This window comes from Cryptosporangium phraense, assembly GCF_006912135.1.
In the GTDB taxonomy this organism is placed as follows: Bacteria; Actinomycetota; Actinomycetes; order Mycobacteriales; family Cryptosporangiaceae; genus Cryptosporangium; species Cryptosporangium phraense.
This window is the reverse complement of the sequence record NZ_VIRS01000015.1, coordinates 162,453-179,156: the sequence shown is the minus strand read 5'-3', so window position 1 is coordinate 179,156 and position 16,704 is coordinate 162,453. Positions and strand designations below refer to the sequence as shown.

19 protein-coding genes are annotated in these 16,704 nt (G+C 72.9%); 11 read left to right on the top strand and 8 right to left on the bottom strand.

All coding sequences use genetic code 11. The annotated features are described in order from the left end of the window. Positions 1–44: 44 nt before the first annotated feature. Entirely contained in the window at positions 45–959 is a 915-nt protein-coding gene (locus FL583_RS21815; protein WP_142706559.1) for an ABC transporter ATP-binding protein, read from the top strand. Beyond that, positions 959–1,738 (top strand): ABC transporter permease subunit, encoded by a 780-nt coding sequence (locus FL583_RS21810; protein ID WP_142706558.1) that lies wholly within the window; start codon positions 959–961, stop codon positions 1,736–1,738. Before FL583_RS21815 ends, FL583_RS21810 begins: the two co-directional genes overlap by 1 nt. A 2-nt stretch (positions 1,739–1,740) precedes the next feature. Here FL583_RS21810 and FL583_RS21805 read toward each other — a convergent pair whose 3' ends face one another. Then, positions 1,741–2,847 carry a sensor histidine kinase gene (locus FL583_RS21805; protein WP_142706557.1) on the bottom strand — a complete coding sequence of 369 codons (1,107 nt, stop codon included), beginning with the start codon at positions 2,845–2,847 and terminating at the stop codon, positions 1,741–1,743. A 92-nt stretch (positions 2,848–2,939) separates the two neighbouring features. Here FL583_RS21805 and FL583_RS21800 point away from each other — a divergent pair, with 92 nt between their 5' ends. Then, the gene (locus tag FL583_RS21800) at positions 2,940–3,605 is read left to right on the top strand and encodes a response regulator transcription factor (RefSeq protein ID WP_142706556.1); all 666 of its coding nucleotides are present in this window, start codon (positions 2,940–2,942) and stop codon (positions 3,603–3,605) included. Between the two features lie 118 nt (positions 3,606–3,723). Next, on the top strand, positions 3,724–3,945 hold the full coding sequence (locus FL583_RS21795; RefSeq protein WP_142706555.1) for a hypothetical protein: 222 nt from the start codon (positions 3,724–3,726) through the stop codon (positions 3,943–3,945). Positions 3,946–3,949: 4 nt separating this feature from the next. Here FL583_RS21795 and FL583_RS21790 read toward each other — a convergent pair whose 3' ends face one another. The 4 genes from FL583_RS21790 to FL583_RS21775 form a co-directional block, all read right to left on the bottom strand. Further along, positions 3,950–4,270: a hypothetical protein gene (locus FL583_RS21790; RefSeq protein WP_142706554.1), complete on the bottom strand. Its 321-nt coding sequence runs from the start codon at positions 4,268–4,270 to the stop codon at positions 3,950–3,952. Positions 4,271–4,552: 282 nt separating this feature from the next. Further along, positions 4,553–5,638, bottom strand: coding sequence for an FAD-dependent oxidoreductase (locus FL583_RS21785; RefSeq protein WP_142706553.1), 1,086 nt, complete (start codon positions 5,636–5,638; stop codon positions 4,553–4,555). Next, positions 5,635–6,294: a TetR/AcrR family transcriptional regulator gene (locus FL583_RS21780; protein WP_142706552.1), complete on the bottom strand. Its 660-nt coding sequence runs from the start codon at positions 6,292–6,294 to the stop codon at positions 5,635–5,637. Before FL583_RS21780 ends, FL583_RS21785 begins: the two co-directional genes overlap by 4 nt. 31 nt (positions 6,295–6,325) lie before the next feature. After that, positions 6,326–7,198: a helix-turn-helix domain-containing protein gene (locus FL583_RS21775; protein ID WP_142706551.1), complete on the bottom strand. Its 873-nt coding sequence runs from the start codon at positions 7,196–7,198 to the stop codon at positions 6,326–6,328. 101 nt (positions 7,199–7,299) lie between these two features. On the opposite strand from FL583_RS21775, the gene FL583_RS21770 reads away from it, so the two are divergent. Further along, the gene (locus tag FL583_RS21770) at positions 7,300–8,133 is read left to right on the top strand and encodes an aldo/keto reductase (protein WP_142706550.1); all 834 of its coding nucleotides are present in this window, start codon (positions 7,300–7,302) and stop codon (positions 8,131–8,133) included. 71 nt (positions 8,134–8,204) lie between these two features. Further along, positions 8,205–9,239, top strand: coding sequence for a MerR family transcriptional regulator (locus FL583_RS21765; RefSeq protein ID WP_142706549.1), 1,035 nt, complete (start codon positions 8,205–8,207; stop codon positions 9,237–9,239). Here the strand turns inward: FL583_RS21765 and FL583_RS21760 are convergent. Beyond that, positions 9,179–9,394, bottom strand: a complete 216-nt coding sequence (locus tag FL583_RS21760) for a hypothetical protein (protein WP_142706548.1) — start codon at positions 9,392–9,394, stop codon at positions 9,179–9,181. The two genes, FL583_RS21765 and FL583_RS21760, sit on opposite strands and share 61 nt — an antisense overlap. 151 nt (positions 9,395–9,545) lie before the next feature. Here FL583_RS21760 and FL583_RS21755 point away from each other — a divergent pair, with 151 nt between their 5' ends. Together FL583_RS21755 and FL583_RS21750 are read left to right on the top strand one after the other, a co-directional pair. Beyond that, positions 9,546–10,112, top strand: coding sequence for an RNA polymerase sigma factor (locus tag FL583_RS21755; protein ID WP_142706547.1), 567 nt, complete (start codon positions 9,546–9,548; stop codon positions 10,110–10,112). Further along, a complete protein-coding gene (locus tag FL583_RS21750) occupies positions 10,109–11,002 on the top strand; it encodes a hypothetical protein (protein WP_142706546.1) in 894 nt (297 codons plus the stop codon). Before FL583_RS21755 ends, FL583_RS21750 begins: the two co-directional genes overlap by 4 nt. A gap of 83 nt (positions 11,003–11,085) precedes the next feature. On the opposite strand, the gene FL583_RS21745 is transcribed toward FL583_RS21750, so the two are convergent. Further along, on the bottom strand, positions 11,086–11,505 hold the full coding sequence (locus tag FL583_RS21745; RefSeq protein ID WP_142706545.1) for a hypothetical protein: 420 nt from the start codon (positions 11,503–11,505) through the stop codon (positions 11,086–11,088). 50 nt (positions 11,506–11,555) lie between these two features. Next, entirely contained in the window at positions 11,556–12,392 is an 837-nt protein-coding gene (locus FL583_RS21740) for an LLM class flavin-dependent oxidoreductase (protein ID WP_142706544.1), read from the bottom strand. An 84-nt stretch (positions 12,393–12,476) separates the two neighbouring features. Here FL583_RS21740 and FL583_RS21735 point away from each other — a divergent pair, with 84 nt between their 5' ends. The 3 genes from FL583_RS21735 to FL583_RS21725 all read left to right on the top strand — a co-directional run bounded on the left by FL583_RS21735 (position 12,477) and on the right by FL583_RS21725 (position 16,703). Then, positions 12,477–13,310 (top strand): LysR family transcriptional regulator, encoded by an 834-nt coding sequence (locus FL583_RS21735; protein ID WP_142706543.1) that lies wholly within the window; start codon positions 12,477–12,479, stop codon positions 13,308–13,310. Between the two features lie 63 nt (positions 13,311–13,373). After that, the gene (locus FL583_RS21730) at positions 13,374–14,762 is read left to right on the top strand and encodes a sugar porter family MFS transporter (RefSeq protein WP_142706542.1); all 1,389 of its coding nucleotides are present in this window, start codon (positions 13,374–13,376) and stop codon (positions 14,760–14,762) included. Between the two features lie 27 nt (positions 14,763–14,789). Next, positions 14,790–16,703, top strand: coding sequence for a potassium transporter Kup (locus FL583_RS21725; RefSeq protein ID WP_142706541.1), 1,914 nt, complete (start codon positions 14,790–14,792; stop codon positions 16,701–16,703). Position 16,704: the final 1 nt, after the last annotated feature.

The following is a 16,704-nucleotide window of genomic DNA, read 5'->3' as shown; positions in this document are numbered from 1 at the left end:
GGCGGACGATGCCGCCGACGCCCGGCCGCCGGAGAGTTGATCCCGTGATCGACGTCCAGAACCTCAGCAAGAGCTACGGGCCGAAAACCGCGGTCCACGACCTGTCGTTCCAGGTGAAACCCGGGATCGTGACCGGCTTCCTCGGCCCCAACGGCGCCGGCAAGTCCACCACCATGCGCATGATCATGGGCCTGGACGCACCCACGACCGGCAGCGTCACCGTCAACGGCCGCCCGCTGCGCGACCACCCCGACCCGCTGCACCAGATCGGCGCGCTGCTCGAGGCCAAGGCGATCCACCCCGGCCGCTCGGCGTACCACCACCTGGCCGCACTGGCCGCGACGAACGGCGTCCCGCGGGCCCGCGTCCACGAAGTGCTCGACCTGGTCGGGTTGCACGACGTCGCGCGGAAGCGCGCGGGGGCGTTCTCCCTGGGGATGGGGCAGCGGCTCGGGATTGCGTCGGCGCTGCTCGGCGACCCGCGGACGGTCATGCTCGACGAGCCGGTCAACGGCCTGGATCCCGACGGGATCCTGTGGATCCGCACCCTGCTCAAGCAACTGGCGGCCGAGGGCCGCACGGTCTTCGTGTCGTCCCACCTGATGAGCGAGATGGCGCTCACCGCCGAACACCTGGTCGTCGTGGCCCGCGGACGTCTGGTCGCGGACGTGTCGGTCGACGAGTTCGTGGAGAGCGCCTCGACCGCCACCGTGCACGTGCGGAGCCCGGAGGCGGGCGCGCTGGTGCCGATGCTGGCCGGCCCGGGTGTGACGATCACCAGCGCGGAGCGGGGAGTCCTCGACGTGGTGGGGCTGGAGGCGTCTGCGATCGGGGAGATCGCGTTCCGGAACCGGATCGTGCTGCACGAGCTGGCGACGCGGCACGCGTCGCTCGAAGAGGCGTTCATGACGCTGACCAAGGACCTGACCGAGTACACGACGCTGGAAGCGGCCGCCTGATGACTACCACTGCGCTGGAACGCGTCACGTTCCGAGGTACGGTCGCGTCCGAGTGGATCAAGCTCCGGTCGCTCCGGTCGACGACCATCACGCTGGTGGCCCTGCTGGCCGCGGTGATCGGGTTCGGGCTGATCGCCGCCGCTTCGGTCGGCAGCGGCACCGGTCCGGGGCGGGGCGCGTCCGACCCGGTGGGGCTAAGCCTGGCCGGGGTGACGCTCGGGCAGCTGATCATCGGCGTGCTCGGCGTGCTGGTGATCAGCGGCGAGTACAGCACCGGGATGATCCGGGCGACGTTCTCCGCGGTCCCTCGCCGGCTGCCGGTGCTCTGGGCCAAGACGCTGGTGTTCGGCCTGGTCGCGCTGGCCGTCTCGCTGGTCGCGGCGTTCGGCGCGTTCTTCGGCGCCCAGGTCGTCCTCGGCTCCGACGCGGCCTCGATCGGCGACGAGCACGTGCTGCGCGCGGTGCTGGGCGCGGCCGTGTACCTGGCCGGGGTCGGGCTGCTCGGGCTGGCACTGGGGGCCCTGCTGCGGCACACCGCCGGTGCGATCGGGGCGCTCGTCGGCATCGTGCTGATCGCGCCCGGACTCGTCAGCCTGCTGCCCGACAGCTGGAGCGACGCGGTCGCCGCGTATCTCCCGTCGAACGCCGGGAACTCGATCATGGCGCTGACCACCACGTCGGATCAGCTCTCGGCCGGGACCGGGCTGGCCGTCTTCGTCGCCTGGATCGCCGTCGCCCTGGCCGCGGCCGCGGTGCTGCTCCGCCGTCGGGACGCCTGACCTCACTTCGGGTACGGCAGCGTGGCGTCGACGACGAAGTCGTCGCCGCGCTGCTGCGCGGTCAGCCGTCCGCCGACGGCGGCCGCGCGTTCGCGCATCCCCAGGATCCCGTGGCCGGTCCCCTCGGTCGCCGGTCCGCCCACCGGGTTGCGGACGCTGATCGTGGCCGCGGCCTCGTCGAACGTGACCGCCACGGTCGCGCGGTCCTCCGCGCCGTGCTTGCGCGCGTTGGTCAGCGACTCCTGGACGATCCGGTAGGCGGCCAGGCTCGCCGTCGTGCTCACCGGCTGCATCGCGCCGGTGAGGCGGACGTCGACCCGCATGCCGGTCGCCCGGAACGTCTCGACGAGGTCGTCGAGCCGATCGAGACCCGGCGCGGGCTCCGACGGGGCCACCGGATCGTCGCTCTCGCGCAGCACGCTGAGCATCGTGCCCAGCTCGTCCAGCACCGAGCGGCTGGCCGCGCGGACGTGGTCGAGCGCCTCCTCGGCGGCGTCCGGCTGCTCGCGGAGCAGATGCGCGGCCACCCCGGCCTGCACGTTCACCAGCGCGATGCTGTGCGCGACCACATCGTGCAGCTCGCGGGCGATGCGCAGGCGCTCCTCGGCGACCCGGCGACGGGCCTCCTGCTCGCGGGTCTCCTCGGCCCGCCGGGCCCGCTCCTCGACCGCGGCCACGTAGGCGCGACGGTTGCGCACGGCGACGCCCGCGGCCGCGACCAGCCCGATCCAGATGATCGGCACCACGTTGCGCGCGTCGAACACCGACGCGTCGGTCGCGAGGTTGCTGGCCACGCCGGCCGCGACCGCGGTCACCGCGGCCGCCACCAGACCGATGCCCCGGGTGGTCCGGGCGGCGACCGTGTAGACGGCGATCAGGCAGCCCAGCGCCATCGGACGCGGGTCGCCGGCGGCCACCCAGACGACCGCGGTGACCGCGGTGACGCCGACCAGCACCGGCAGCGGCCACTGCCGCCGGACGACCAGCAGCAGGTTGCCGGCGATCGCGAGCACGACGACCGGCCACGGCGCGTGGACCGCGGCGACCGCTCCGGCCGTGCCGACGGCGGCGGCCACGGCGGCCAGGCAGGCGTCGAACGCTCTGCTCATGGCTCGACCCTAGGTCGGCGCGGTGCCGGGTGCTTCCTCCCCACGCCGTAGCGGCGCGTACTGCGTCTGCAGTAGTGGCTTAGGGTGCGGGGGTGGAGCAGATCCGGGTGGTGATCGCCGACGATCAGGCGCTGATCCGGGCCGGGTTCCGGGTGCTGATCGAGTCGGCCGCCGACCTGACCGTGGTGGGGGAGGCTGAGTCCGGGGTCGGCCTCGTCGATCTCGTGCGGGAGACCGCGGCCGACGTCGTCCTGATGGACATCCGGATGCCGGACGTCGACGGGCTGACCGCCACCCGCGAGATCGTGTCCGACCCGTCGCTGCGCGACGTGAAGGTCGTCGTGCTGACGACGTTCGAGATCGACGAGTACGTGCTGCAGGCGTTGCGCGCCGGGGCCAGCGGTTTCCTCGGGAAGGGCGTCGGGCCGGGCGAGCTGCTGGAGGCCGTCCGGGTCGTGCACCGGGGCGAGGCGCTGCTGTCGCCAAAGGCGACGATGGGCCTGATCGGACGGTTCCTGGCCCAGCCGGACGCGACCCCGAGGGCCGTCCCGGAGCGGCTCGAGGTGCTGACCGACCGGGAGCGCGAGGTGCTGGCGCTGGTCGCCGAGGGCCTCACGAACGAGCAGATCGCCGAGCGGCTGGTGGTGTCGCCGCTGACCGCCCGGACGCACGTGCACCGGGCGATGGCCAAGCTCGGCGCGAGGGATCGCGCGCAGCTGGTCGTGATCGCGTACCAGACCGGCTTGGTGCGTCAGTAGGGCACGACGACCGGCGCCGCCTCGCCCGGCGGCGAGTGCGACGAGACGGCGCGTGCGTCGAGCGTCGGCGATGTACGGGGCTACACCTGGGGTGGTGGTGGGTCTTTACGCTGGGGGGATGGAGCTGGACGGGCGAACGGCGGGGTTGTTGCGGCTTTCGTTGGAGCTGCGGTCGGCGGCCGCGGAGGCCGGGCGGGCCGACGTCGTCGCCGGGGTGGACGAGCTGATGACGTTGATCGGCGGGGACGAGGTGCCGACCGGCGGCGCGTCCTCGTCGCCGAAGCGCGGCGCCGGGGTGGCCGAGACCGTGCAGCGGATCCTGAATGGACTGGGGTACTGAGTTCTCAGTTCTCGAGCCAGTCGCCGTCCGGGCCGACCAGGATCGTCGCGCCGCGGTTGTCTCCGTCGCTGAAGTAGATGACGCAGCCGTAGGTGCCGGAGCCGTCGGCCCGGACGCCCTCCGGAATGCAGTGCGCGGACGTGACCAGCTCGTTGGTGTTGTTGTCGACCAGCTCGTTCTCCAGCTGGGCAGCGGTCATGACCGTGCCGGCGCCGGTTCCGGTGACGGCGGACGTGCCGGCCGCACCGATCAGCAGAGCCACGGCCGCGATGACCGCGACCAGGGAGGCGGCGACGGTGGCGCCCAGGGTGACGCCGAAGCCCACCCAGTAGGGGCGGGCGGAGTGGCCCAGGCGTTTCGCGGTGGCGGCCCGCCGGGCGGCCGAGATCGCGCCGAACGCGCCGAAGAACAGGGTGAAGAGAACGACCGGGTAGACCGCCGGTCGCGGGCCGAGCGCGGTGAATCCGTAGGCCGGCGGGTGCGGCTGCGGTGCCCCGTACTGCCACCCGGCCGACGCGGCAGCGGGCGGGGGAGGGGTCGACGGGGAGTAGTTCCCACCGGCCGCCGACTCCCCGCCGCACGGGCACCGGCGAGCAAACGCCAGCAGCTACCCGCCGGTGAACAGGTCGACCAGACCGCGCGGGGCGTCGTCGGCGAAACAGAGCTCCAGACCGGCCGCGGCCTGGGCCGCATTCTCCGCGCTCCGGACGAACATCGGCTCCTCGTAGGCATCGAGCGCCGCCGCCGGATCACCCGGATGCCCAGCCAGCGCCAGGCCGAGCTCGGCCCCGTCGAGCAACGCCAGGTTCGCCCCGGCCCCGGCGAACGGCGACATCAGGTGGGCGGCGTCGCCGATCAGCGTGACGCCGGGGACGCGGTCCCAGCGGTGGCCGATCGGCAGCGCGTTGATCGTCCGGGGGATCAGCGGACCGTCGGCCTCGCTGATCAACGCCCGCAGCTCCGGCGCCCACCCGGCGAACTCCGACAGCAGCGCCTCGAACCCGATCCCCTCGATCCAGTCGGCCGGTTTCCGCAGTGCGACGTAGACGTGCAGGCTGCCGTCGGTCTCCCGGTGCGCGAGGAACCCCTGGCCGGCGCCGAGCGCGAACAGCATGCCGTCCCCGACGACCGCGGCCGGCTCGGGGTGACGCCGGTCGGCGTCGAGCAGGTCGACCTCGGCGAACGAGACCCCGGAGTACGCCGGGACGACGTCGGTGACCAGCGGGCGGATCCGCGACCAGGCACCGTCGGCGCCCACGATCAGGTCGGCGGTCCCCACCGACCCGTCGGCGAACTCCAGTCGCCCCGGAGACGCCGAGACCACCTTGCGTCCCCACCGGATCGTGCCCGGCGGCACCGAGTCGAGCAGGATCCGGCGCAGCTGACCGCGGTCGATCTCCGGACGGTCACCCTCGCCGTCGTCGGCCTCGTCGAGGAGGACGGTGCCGTGCCGGTCGAGGACCCGGGTCGCCTCGCCGCCGGGGTGGACGTGGGCCCGGAACTCGTCGTACAGGTCGGCGGCGCGCAGGGCGGCCTGGCCCTCGTCGGCGTGGATGTCGAGCATCCCGCCCTGGGTGCGCGCGGCCGGTGAGGCGTCGGCCTCGTAGATCGTGGCCGGGATGCCGTGGACGTGCAGGACGCGGGCGAGCGTGACGCCACCGAGGCCCGCGCCGACGATCGCGATCGTGGTCATGGCGTCTCCGTTCCGGCGATGCCGTTGATGAGGGCGGTGAACGTCCAGCGCAGCTTCTCGTCGGGGGTGCCGGAGAACAGCTCGTCGCGGTGCCGGGCGATGAACGGGTTCGACGCGCGGGCGATCGCCTCGGTGAGCCCGTCCCAGTCGCTGTCGTTCTCGTCGCGGGTGCCCTGCTCGGCGGCGGTGGACGTGGCGTACTGCAGGAGTGCGTCGACGCCCCAGGCGGCCGGCCGGGGCGGCACCCCGAGCGCGACCAGCAGACCGAGCGTCGTGTCGATCAGCCGGAGGTAGTTCGGGCCCGAGGGCCAGAGTGCGAGCACCGACCGGGCCAGGCTGGGGTGCTCGTAGAGCAGCGCGGTGTAGGCCGAGAGCAGGTCGACCAGGTCGGCCTTCGGGTCGTCGGACCCGGACGGCATCGGCAGGTCGGCCAGGAGCGCGTCCAGCACCGCGCCGTGCACCTCGGCCATGTTGCGCAGGTAGACGTAGAGCGACGACGGTCCGGTGTCGAGCTCGGCGGCCAGCCGTCGCATCGTGACCTTGTCCAGGCCCTCCGCGCGCAGGATCCGCAGCGCGACCGCGACGACGCCGTCGCGGCTGAGCGGCGGCTTGGCGGGCCGATCACGGCGGCTGACCGGACTGCGTCGAGGTGGCACGAACGCGATCGTAACGAACGCGTTCGTTACGTCAAGGGCGTGCCGCGGCCGGACCGTCGCCGACCAGCTGCGCGAGCAACGTGAGGGCCTCGGCCGACGGTGATCCCGCCGGCGCGGTGTACGTCACCAGACGCTGGGCGATCAACTCGCCCGCGCTCAGGCCCTGCTCGGTCACCGTGACCCGGCCGACCAGCGGATGCTGCAGCTCGTAGCTCTGTGCACCGCAGGCCGTGACCCGGTTGTCGCCCCACAGCGCCGCGAACTCCGAGCTCCCCACGGCCAGCGCGCCGACCAGCTCGGCCAGCCCGGGGTCGTCCGGATACTCGCCCGCGAACAGACGCAGACAGCCGACGTCGGCGCGCGCTCGGGCGTCCCAATCGCCGAACAGGGCCCGCATCTCGGGATCGAGGAAGACGAGCTTGGCCATGTTCGGGCGGGAGGCCGGCGTAGCCGGCGCCGCGAACGGCAGGTGACCGGCGAGCAGCGCGTGCCCGAGCGGGTTCCAGGCCAGGATGTCCTTGCGCACGCCGATCACCATCGCCGGGACCGACGGCATCGCGCCGAGGAGCTGCAGCAGCCCCGGGCTGGGCTTCTCGGACACCGGGCGCCGGCCGGGACGGCGCGGGTGTGAGTCGGCGTCGCCGAGGCGGTGCAGGTGCAGGCGTTCGGTCTCGTCGAGCCGCAGCGCGGTCGCGATCGCGTCCAGGACCTGCGGGGACGCGTTGCGCGACTGACCCTGCTCGAGCCGGGTGTAGTACGACGAGCTGACGCCGGCCAGCATCGCCAGCTCCTCGCGGCGCAGGCCGTCGACCCGCCGCCGGTCGCCGTAGAGGCGCAGACCCGCCTGCTCGGGCGTGATCCGAGCGCGGTGGGCGGCGAGGAACTCGCCGAGCAACGTCGTCACGAGCCAAGTATGCGTCGGCCGGGCCCGGATTTCCTGACCCTGCCAGGGGTACCCACGAGCGGGTCTGGGCGTCCGGCGCGGGCCGACGCACGGTGAACGACATGACAACGTTCTCCCTCGGCGGCGACCTGAACGTCGGCCGCCTCGGCTACGGCACCATGCAACTCACCGGGCCCGGCACGTTCGGGTTCCCGGCCGACCAGGACACCGCGGTCGTGGTTCTCCGGCGCGCGGTCGAGCTCGGCGTCACGCTGATCGACACGGCCGACTCCTACGGGCCGTTCGTCACCGACGAGCTCGTCCGGCGGGCGCTGCACCCGTACCCGGCCGACCTGGTGATCGCGACGAAGGTCGGGGTCTCCCGGCCCCGGCCGGGCGAGTGGGTGCCGGTCGGGCGGCCCGAGTACCTGCGCCAGCAGACCGAGCTGAGCCTGCGCACGCTCGGGCTCGAGCGCATCGACCTGCTCCAGCTGCACCGCGTCGACCCGCAGGTGCCGCTCGAGGACCAGGTCGGGACGCTGGCCGACCTGCGCGACGAGGGCAAGGTCCGGCACATCGGGCTTTCCGAGGTCACGGTCGAGCAGGTCGAAGCCGCCCGGGCGGTGACGCCGATCGCCTCGGTGCAGAACCTGTTCAACCTGGTGAACCGGGACGCGGCCGACGTACTGGAGTACGCGGAGAAGCACGACATCGCGTTCCTCCCGTGGTTCCCGCTGGCCGGCACCGGCCTGCCCGATTCGCAGGGGGCGATCGCCGCTGTCGCCGCCCGGCACGGCGCCTCGATCAACCAGCTCGCGCTGGCCTGGCTCCTGCGTCGCTCGCCGGTGATGCTGCCGATCCCGGGCACGTCGTCGGTGGCCCACCTGGAGGAGAACCTGGCCGCCGGGCGGATCGCGCTGACCGACGAGGAGTTCGCGGTGCTCGACCGCGCTTGACCTTCACCCGGGGGCCGGGCCCAGCGTGGAACGCGCCGGTCACCGTGGCCGGCGCGAGGAGGATGGCTCCCGTGCGCTTGCTGACCATCGGTGCGTTCGCCCGGCGTTCCGGGCTGACGCCGAAGGCGCTGCGGCTCTACGACTCGTCGGGGCTGCTGCCGCCGGTGGCGGTGGACCCGGAGTCGGGCTACCGGTTCTACGACCCGGCCCAGCTCGACACCGCCCGGCTCATCGCCGAGCTGCGCCGGATCGGGATGCCGCTGGCCGAGATCCGGACCGTCTGCACGCTGGACGGTCCGGCCGCGGCCGAGGCGGTCGCCGCGTACTGGCGACGGGTGACCGCCGAGAACGCGGTCCGCGCCCGGGTGGCCGGACTTCTCCTCGAGCATCTGTCGGGAAGGAACACCATGTCCACCACGCTGACCGTCCGGTACGCGACCGCGAGCGAGCCCGGCGACGTCCGGGACGTCAACGACGACTCCGTGCACGCGAGCGATCACCTGCTGGCCGTCGCCGACGGCGTCCGGGGCCCGTCCGGAGCGGCCGCCAGCGCGGCCGCGATCGCGGCCCTCGTCGAAAGCGGCCCGGCCGACGCCAGGCTCTTGAGCACCCTGGTCGACGCGGTCGAGGACGCCGACCGCCGGGTTCGCGCGGTGGGTGGCGACACCACGCTCACCGCGCTGGTGCGCAACGGGTCGCAGCTCGGTCTCGTGCACGTCGGGGACACCCGCGCGTACCTCGTTCGCGCCGGCGAGCTGGTGCAGCTCACCACCGACCACACCTGGGTCCAGACCCAGATCGACCAGGGCCGGCTCAGCCTCGAGGGCGCGGCCGGGCATCCGCAGCGGGCGCTGCTGACGCGAGCGCTCGGCGTCGGCGCGTCCGCGGTCGAGGCCGACCTCGGCCTGCGCACCGCGCTGCCCGGCGACCGGTACCTGCTCTGCTCGGACGGGGTGTCGGCGGTCGTCGCCCGCCCGGCGCTGCACTCCGCGCTGACCACCGGGGACACCCCGGACGACGTGGTGGGCGCGCTCGTCCGGCTGGTTCACGACGCCGGGGCGCCGGACAACCTCTCCTGCGTCGTCGCCGACTTCGTCGCGGTCTGACGGGCCGGGCGGGCGAGCAGCTTCTCGGCCAGCCGCTCGGCGTCGCCGGCCATCTCGGCGAGCCGGGCCGCGGCCGACCGGTCGCTCACGATCCTCGCCAGGTGGGCGTACCGCTCGGCCGACGTGAGCAGCGCGTTCACGACCGTCGCGGTCATCGACGTGGTCCTCTGGACCCTCACTGTGACGGTCATCGTCCCCCCGTGTGTTCGATTCCGTTACTGTCCGCGCATGCGCCGCCGTCGGCCAGGTTCTGCGTCGATTTCGCGTTCCGTGCAACGCGGGGCCGCCGGGCGGTGACTGACTAGTGTGACGACCTCCGATCGGCAGCTGTGGGAAGCCACCGCGGCCGGCGACGACGACGCCTTCGGGGTGCTGTTCGACCGGCACCTCAAGGCGGTCGACAACCACTGTTTCCGGCTCACCGGCAACTGGGCGCTGGCCGACGACGCCACCGCGGCGACGTTCTTCGCGGCCTGGCGTCAGCGGAGCGCGGTGACGCTGGTGCACGACTCCGCGCTGCCGTGGTTGCTCACCGTCGCCACCAACACCGTCCGCAACGAGTACCGGTCCCGGCGCCGCCGGGCGGCGCTCCTCGAGCGCCTCCCGGTGCCGCGTCCGGCGCCCGACCATGCCGACGACGTCGCCCAACGCCTCGACGACGAGCGCCGGATGGCCGAGGTGCTCGCGGCCACCGAGGAGCTGCCCCGGGCCGAGCGCGAGGCCCTGGCCCTCTGCGTGTGGTCGGGCGTCTCCTATGCGGACGCTGCCCAAGTGCTCGGAATCGCCGAGGCCAGTGTCCGCTCCCGGGTGAGCCGGGCCAAGTCACGCCTGAGCCGGCTCGTACTCGCGAACGCCGGAGGGGAGGACCGATGACCAGCACGATTCCCCCGGAGCGCGAGGTGTCGCCGGAACGCCGGGCCGCCATCCACGCCGACCTGCGCCGCCGCATCGCCACCCACCGCCGCCGCCCGGGCCCCCGCGCCCGCCGGCACCTCCTCCCGCTGGTGGCCGCGGCCGCGGTACTCGTCGTCCTCGGCACGACCGTCACCGTGCTGACGCTGATCCGCGACCACCGCGGGCCGGAACCCGCGTCGCACCGCCCGCACCCGGCGCCGGCGCCGTACGACCTACCCGGCTTCACCGCGGCCGGCCGTCTGGCCCTGCGCAACGCCTGCGTCACCGCCCTGAAGAACGAGAAACCCGGCCAGGGCATGTCGCCGACGAGGATGGCCAAGCAGTTCGTCGACCTCGACGATCTCCAGCTGCTCAACGCGGTCACCGACGCCCGGACGCAGACGATCGCCGTGCTCACCGACGGCGAGAAGCTGACCTACTGCATCTGGCGGTCGGTGGCCGGCCGCTCGTCGCTTCCCCCGGCCGCCCAGGTCGACGTGCTCGGTTACGGCGAGCACGTGCAGTGGCTGCCCGGTCCGGTGATGATCGATCTGGTGCTGACGAGCGGTGGCCCGCCGTTCACCACCCTCGTCATCGGCCGGGCGACCCCGGACGTGCGGAACGTCGCCGTCACGGCCGGGGAGAAGTCGTATCTCTACGGGGTCCGGCAGGGCACGTTCATCGCCAGCGTGACGCACCAGAAGCCGCCCACCCGGCCGGCCAGCGTCCGGGGATATCCGCTGCACGGGAAGCTGACGGCTCCGTTCGTCGCCGACGGCGACACCTGCGCGGTCGACCCGGACGGCACCGTGGTCGTGGGTTCCACGACCGACCCGTCGACGTGCCGGCCGGCGGTGCCGTGGCGGTGAGGCGGCGACGCGAGCAGCGCTGACCGGCCCTCCCGGTGACCCGCGCGCCTCGGCCCTCGCGGCCGGGGCGCGGTCCCCGAGAATCAGGCGATCCGGCCGCGGGCGGAGCCGTCGGCCGGGGCCGGGCCGAACGTGCGCCAGGCCGTGGTCAGCAGCAACGCGCCGGCCACCAGCCCCACGGCCGGCTCACCGACCAGCAGCGAGACCACCGCCGCGACCAGCCCGAGCCACACCACGACCCGGATCGTGACGTCGACGAACCGGATGCCGGTGGTGTACTCCCGGGTCCAGATCGGCAGCCAGTACGCGGCGACCGCCAGCCCCAGCGCCCCGAGCGCGGCGGCGATCGAGACGAGCGCGTCCGGCCAGGCGAAGTGCCGCGACAGCGCGTAGAAACCCGAGAACACGCACCCGAACCAGATCTTCGCGAGCAGCCACCGCCCGGCCCGGCCCAGCAGGTCGTCGTCCTTGGTACCGGGGGCATGCGACATCTGTGTGCTCATTGCACTCCTCGGAGACCCCGGTACCAGTGAGTCCCTCCATTAGAGCGCGCTCAGGCACTCACCACGTCGAGCGCGCGCTCCCGGACCCCGAACGGCATCAGGACGACGTCGGTGGCCCCGGCGTCGCGGTACCGGTCGAGAGCCCGGGTGAGCTCCGGCTCGTCCCCGATCACGACCGTGTCGGCGACCGACGCGATGCCCGAGCGACTCAGCGACGCCCGGTAGGCGGGCAGGTCACCGGCCATCCCGAAGTCCCGGGCGACCTGCTCGCGGGCGGCGTCCGGGTCGTTGGTCAGCACGACGCCGAGCCCGACCACCACCCGGGCCCCGGGCGCGACGGCCGGCACGATCCGCTCGGCCACGACCTCGGGCGTGACCCAGGTGAGCACCACCCCGTCGGCCAGTTCGCGGGCCAGGCCCAGCATCTTCGGCCCGAGCGCGGCCAGCAGCAGCGCGGGCGGCTCGGCCCGCACGTCGAGCGCGGTGTCCACCCCGTGCGACCGGGCCGGCCGACCGTGCAGCAGCGGACGCAGCACCTCGAGGTACTCCCGGGTGTGCCGGAGCGGCGACGCGTACGACAGCCCGAGCGCCTGCTCGACGTACCAGGCATGGCTGGGGCCGACCCCGAGCGCCAGCCCACCCCTGGCCGCCTGCAGCGTCACGGCTTCGGACGCCATCGTCACCGGGTGCCGGGGGTAGGTCGCGACGATCGCGGTGCCGATCTCGGGCGGGCGCTCGTCGAGCAGCGCCAGCAGCGTCAGCGGGTCCCAGCCGCCGGGCATCTGGTTCGTCCAGAAGCTGTCGAGCCCGCGGCGGGCGGCGTCCGCGGCGGCGGCCACGACGTCGGCGGGGGAGGAGGCCGAGATCAGTGCGGTTCCGATGCGCATGGCTCGATCCCAGCCGACCCGGTGCGCGCGAACCAGCAGCGATCACCCTCGGCAACGATCAATTTCCGTGATAGATCCAGAGTCGTGGAGCTGAGATCACTGCAGTACTTCGTGACGGTCGCCGAGGAGCTGCACTTCGGCCGGGCGGCCGAGCGGCTGCACATCGTCCAGCCCGCGGTGAGCCAGCAGGTCTCGCGGCTCGAGCGCGAGCTCGGCGTCCGCCTGTTCGAGCGGTCGTCGCGCCGGGTCCGGCTGACGCCGGCCGGGGCGCGGGTGCTGGACGCGGCCCGGGAGACGCTGGCCGCGGCGGCCCGGGTCCGGGTCGTGGCCGGGCAGGCGGACGGGCTGCGGATCGGCGTGGCCTCCTGCGTGACCGACCGGCTCGACCGGGCGCTCGCCCGCCTGCACGCGGCCGAGCCGGTGCTGATCGACCTGCCGGTCGTGGCCCGGCTGGACGCGGTGCGCAACGGGGACCTCGACCTCGCGCTGGTGCGGGGCATCGTCACCGCGCCCGCGGTCACCGTGGTCCGGGTCTGGTCGGAGCCGCTGGCCGCGGTGGTGTCCCGCGACCACCCGGCGGCCGGCAAGCCGGCGGTCGGCCTCGACGACCTCGACCCGCGCGGCCTGCGGCTGGCGTCCCGGGAGAACGACCCCGCGCTGTACGACGCGATCGTGGCCGCGCTGCCCGCGCCGCCGGTCCGGCCGCCGTCGGGCGCGCTGCTGCACGCGCTGTTCGAGGTCGGCGCCGACCCGATCGGCTGGACGCTGCTGCCGGCCGAGCAGCTCGCGAGCGCGAGCTCGGACCGCGTCCGGATGGTCCCGCTCGACCCGCCGGTGCTGGTCGACGGCCACGTCGTGGCCTCGCGGGCCACCCCGGAGGTCTGCGTCCGCAACTACGCGGCCGCCTTCGCCGACTGAGTTTCCCCGAACCTGGGTAACTCGGTCGGCACCAGGTTCGGCGCCGTACCGGGAGGCCCCTTCATGAGTCGGACGCAGGAACTCCCCCGTCAGAACGACCGGCTGACCGGCTCGGTGATCGTCGTCGCGCTCGTCTCGGCGATCTCCGGCCTCCTGTACGGGTACGACACCGGGATCATCTCCGGCGCGCTGCTCCAGATCGGCGACGACTTCGGCATCGGCCACGTCTGGGAGCAGACGATCACCGCGTCGATCCTGGTCGGGGCGGTCATCGGCGCGCTCACCTGCAGCCGCTTAGCGGAGCGCCGGGGCCGCCACGGGACGCTGCTGCTGATCGGCATCGTGTTCGTCGTCGGGGCGGTGGCCGCGTCGCTCTCGCCCGAGCCGATCACGCTCTCGCTCAGCCGGCTCGTGCTCGGCTTCGCGGTCGGCGGAGCCACCCAGACCGCACCGGTCTACGTGGCCGAGCTCGCGCCGTCGGCCTACCGGGGCCGTCTGGTGCTGTTCTTCCAGATCGCGATCGGCGTCGGCATCGTGATCGCCACGATCGTCGGCGCGGCCGAGGTCATCGACTGGCGGCTGGCGATCGGCCTGGCCGCGGTCCCGGCCGGTCTGATGTTCCTGCTGATGCTCCGGCTGCCCGAGAGCCCGCGCTGGCTGGCCCGCGAGGGCGGCGACGCGAGGGCGGCCCTGGCCCGGGTCCGGGCCGACGACGCCGACCTCGATCAGGAGCTGCACGAGATCGAGGAGAACGTCAAAGAAGAGCAGGAGGCCAGCACCCGCGGCTGGGCCGGGCTGAAGAAGGCCTGGGTCCGGCCGGCGCTGGTCGTCGGCTGCGGGCTGGCGGTCTTCACCCAGCTCTCCGGCATCGAGATGATCGTCTACTACACGCCGACGATCCTCACCGACAACGGCTTCGGCGACTCCACCGCGCTCCGGGTCTCGGTCGCCCTCGGCCTCACCTACCTGGTCGCCCAGCTCGTCGGCCTGGCGATCATCGACCGCGTCGGCCGTCGCCGCCTGACGCTGGTGACGCTGCCGTTCGCCGCGCTCGCGCTGATCGTGCTCGGGACGTTCTTCGCGACCGGCCACAGCGGCAAGTCGATGGTGCCGTGGATCATCGCCACGCTCGTGTTCTTCATGGCCTGCACGGCCGGCGGGATCCAGCTCATGGGCTGGCTCACCGGCTCCGAGATCTACCCGCTGGCCACCCGGGCGGCCGGCGCCGCGGCCCAGTCGGCCTCTCTCTGGGGCACCAACGTCCTGATCACGCTCACGCTGCTCAGCCTGATGAACGCGATCGGCACCGGCCCGACGTTCTGGCTGTACGCACTGTTCAACGTCGTCGCGTTCGTCTTCCTCTACCGGAAGATGCCCGAGCTGACCGGCCACAGCCTCGAGCAGATCGAGGACCACCTGCAGAAAGGCAAGTTCAAGCCCGCCGATTTCTGACCCGCGGGCGGGTCGTACTGTTCCCTCATGTCCGACGTAAAGGCCGACGGCCCGGTGCGACTCGCGGTCGTCGTCGGGGCGCTCGGCGTCGTGTTCGGCGACATCGGCACCAGCCCGATCTACACCCTGCAGACCGTCTTCAGCCCGGACGACCCGCACCCGGTGCCGGTGAGCGTCGACAACGTGTTCGGCGTCGTCTCGACCATCTTCTGGTCGGTGATGATCATCGTCACGGTCACGTACATCCTGCTGGCCATGCGCGCCGACAACGACGGCGAGGGCGGCATCATGGCCCTGATCACGCTGTTGCGCCGGCTCGGCGCCGGGCGCACCCGGCGCACCGCGATGACGCTGGCCGGGCTGGGCATCTTCGGCGCCGCGCTGTTCTTCGGCGACAGCATGATCACCCCGGCGATCTCGGTGCTGTCGGCCACCGAGGGCCTGAAACTCGTCGAACCCTCGTTCGACGAGTGGGTCGTGCCGATCACCGCGGTGATCATCGTGGCGCTGTTCCTGGTGCAGCGCCGGGGCACGGCGGCCGTCGGGCGGTTCTTCGGCCCGGTGATGATCCTGTGGTTCGTCACGATCGGGGTCCTCGGGGTCACCGGGATCGCGAAACACCCCAGCATCCTCGAAGCGCTGTCGCCGACGTACGCGGTCGGGTTCCTGGCCGGCCACTTCGGCATCGCGTTCTTCGCGCTGGCCGCGATCGTGCTCTCGGTCACCGGGGCCGAGGCGCTCTACGCCGACATGGGCCACTTCGGCCGGCGCGCGATCACCCGGGGCTGGCTGTTCCTCGTGCTGCCGGCCTGCATGCTCAGCTACTTCGGGCAGGCCGCGCTGGTGATCGAGGACAGCGCCAACCTCAGCGGCCCGTTCTTCCTGCTCGCCCCGGGCTGGGCCCGGCTGCCGCTGGTGCTGCTGGCGACCGCGGCGACGATCATCGCCGCCCAGGCCGTGATCACCGGGGCCTACTCGGTCGCGGCCCAGGCGGCCGAGCTCGGCTACCTGCCCCGCCTGCGGATCGCGCACACGTCGGCGACCACGATCGGGCAGATCTACGTCCCGTTCATCAACTGGCTGCTGCTGGTCTCGGTGCTCACGCTGGTCTTCGCGTTCCGCAGCTCGGCCGCGCTGGCCTACGCCTACGGCATGGCGGTCACCGGCACGATCACGATCATGACGTTGCTGTTCTTCTACGTCGCCCACCTGCGCTGGCGGAAGATCCCGACCTGGCTGCTGATCGGCGGCGCGACCGTGCTGCTGCTGATCGACCTGCTGTTCGTCGCGGCCAACCTGACCAAGATCGTCCACGGGGCCTGGCTGCCGCTACTCATCGCGCTGACCGCGTTCACGATCATGACGACCTGGCAGCGCGGCCGGGCCATCGTCACGGCCGAGCGCACCCGGCAGGAGGGCTCGCTCAGCGAGTTCATCGAGTCGATGCACGACGGCACCCCGCCGATCACCCGCGTCCCGGGCACCGCGGTGTTCCTCAACCGGGGGAAGCAGACCGCGCCGCTGGCGCTGCGCGCCAACGTCGAGCACAACCACGTGCGCCACGAGCACGTCCTGATCCTGGCGATCGAGACGATGCCGGTGCCCCGCGTCCCGGCCGAGGAGCGCATCGTGGTCGACGACCTCGGCTACGCCGACGACGGCATCAGCTTCGTCCGGGCCCGCTTCGGCTACATGGACAACGCCGACATCCTCGGCGCGCTGCGCCAGCTCGACGCGGACGACACCGAGCGCCCGCTCGACCTGGACGGCGCGTCGTGGTTCCTCTCCAAGATCGACCTGATGACGGGACCGGAGCCGACGATGGCCCGCTGGCGCAAGCGGCTGTTCATCGCGACGTCGTACATCACCGCGGACGCGGCCGAGCACTTCGGCCTGCCCCGCGACCGCACGGTGATCATGGGCTCACACGTCGAGGTGTGAC

Excerpts from the sequence above, each read along its gene's own strand:
- FL583_RS21810 (WP_142706558.1), top strand. The coding sequence starts at position 959 with ATGACTACCACTGCGCTGGAACGCGTCACGTTCCGAGGTACGGTCGCG.
- FL583_RS21740 (WP_142706544.1), bottom strand. The coding sequence starts at position 12,392 with ATGCGCATCGGAACCGCACTGATCTCGGCCTCCTCCCCCGCCGACGTC.
- FL583_RS21805 (WP_142706557.1), bottom strand. The coding sequence starts at position 2,847 with ATGAGCAGAGCGTTCGACGCCTGCCTGGCCGCCGTGGCCGCCGCCGTC.
- FL583_RS21760 (WP_142706548.1), bottom strand. The coding sequence starts at position 9,394 with ATGACCGCGACGGTCGTGAACGCGCTGCTCACGTCGGCCGAGCGGTAC.
- FL583_RS21730 (WP_142706542.1), top strand. The coding sequence starts at position 13,374 with ATGAGTCGGACGCAGGAACTCCCCCGTCAGAACGACCGGCTGACCGGC.
- FL583_RS21795 (WP_142706555.1), top strand. The coding sequence starts at position 3,724 with ATGGAGCTGGACGGGCGAACGGCGGGGTTGTTGCGGCTTTCGTTGGAG.
- FL583_RS21770 (WP_142706550.1), top strand. The coding sequence starts at position 7,300 with ATGACAACGTTCTCCCTCGGCGGCGACCTGAACGTCGGCCGCCTCGGC.
- FL583_RS21725 (WP_142706541.1), top strand. The coding sequence starts at position 14,790 with ATGTCCGACGTAAAGGCCGACGGCCCGGTGCGACTCGCGGTCGTCGTC.
- FL583_RS21785 (WP_142706553.1), bottom strand. The coding sequence starts at position 5,638 with ATGACCACGATCGCGATCGTCGGCGCGGGCCTCGGTGGCGTCACGCTC.
- FL583_RS21745 (WP_142706545.1), bottom strand. The coding sequence starts at position 11,505 with ATGAGCACACAGATGTCGCATGCCCCCGGTACCAAGGACGACGACCTG.
- FL583_RS21750 (WP_142706546.1), top strand. The coding sequence starts at position 10,109 with ATGACCAGCACGATTCCCCCGGAGCGCGAGGTGTCGCCGGAACGCCGG.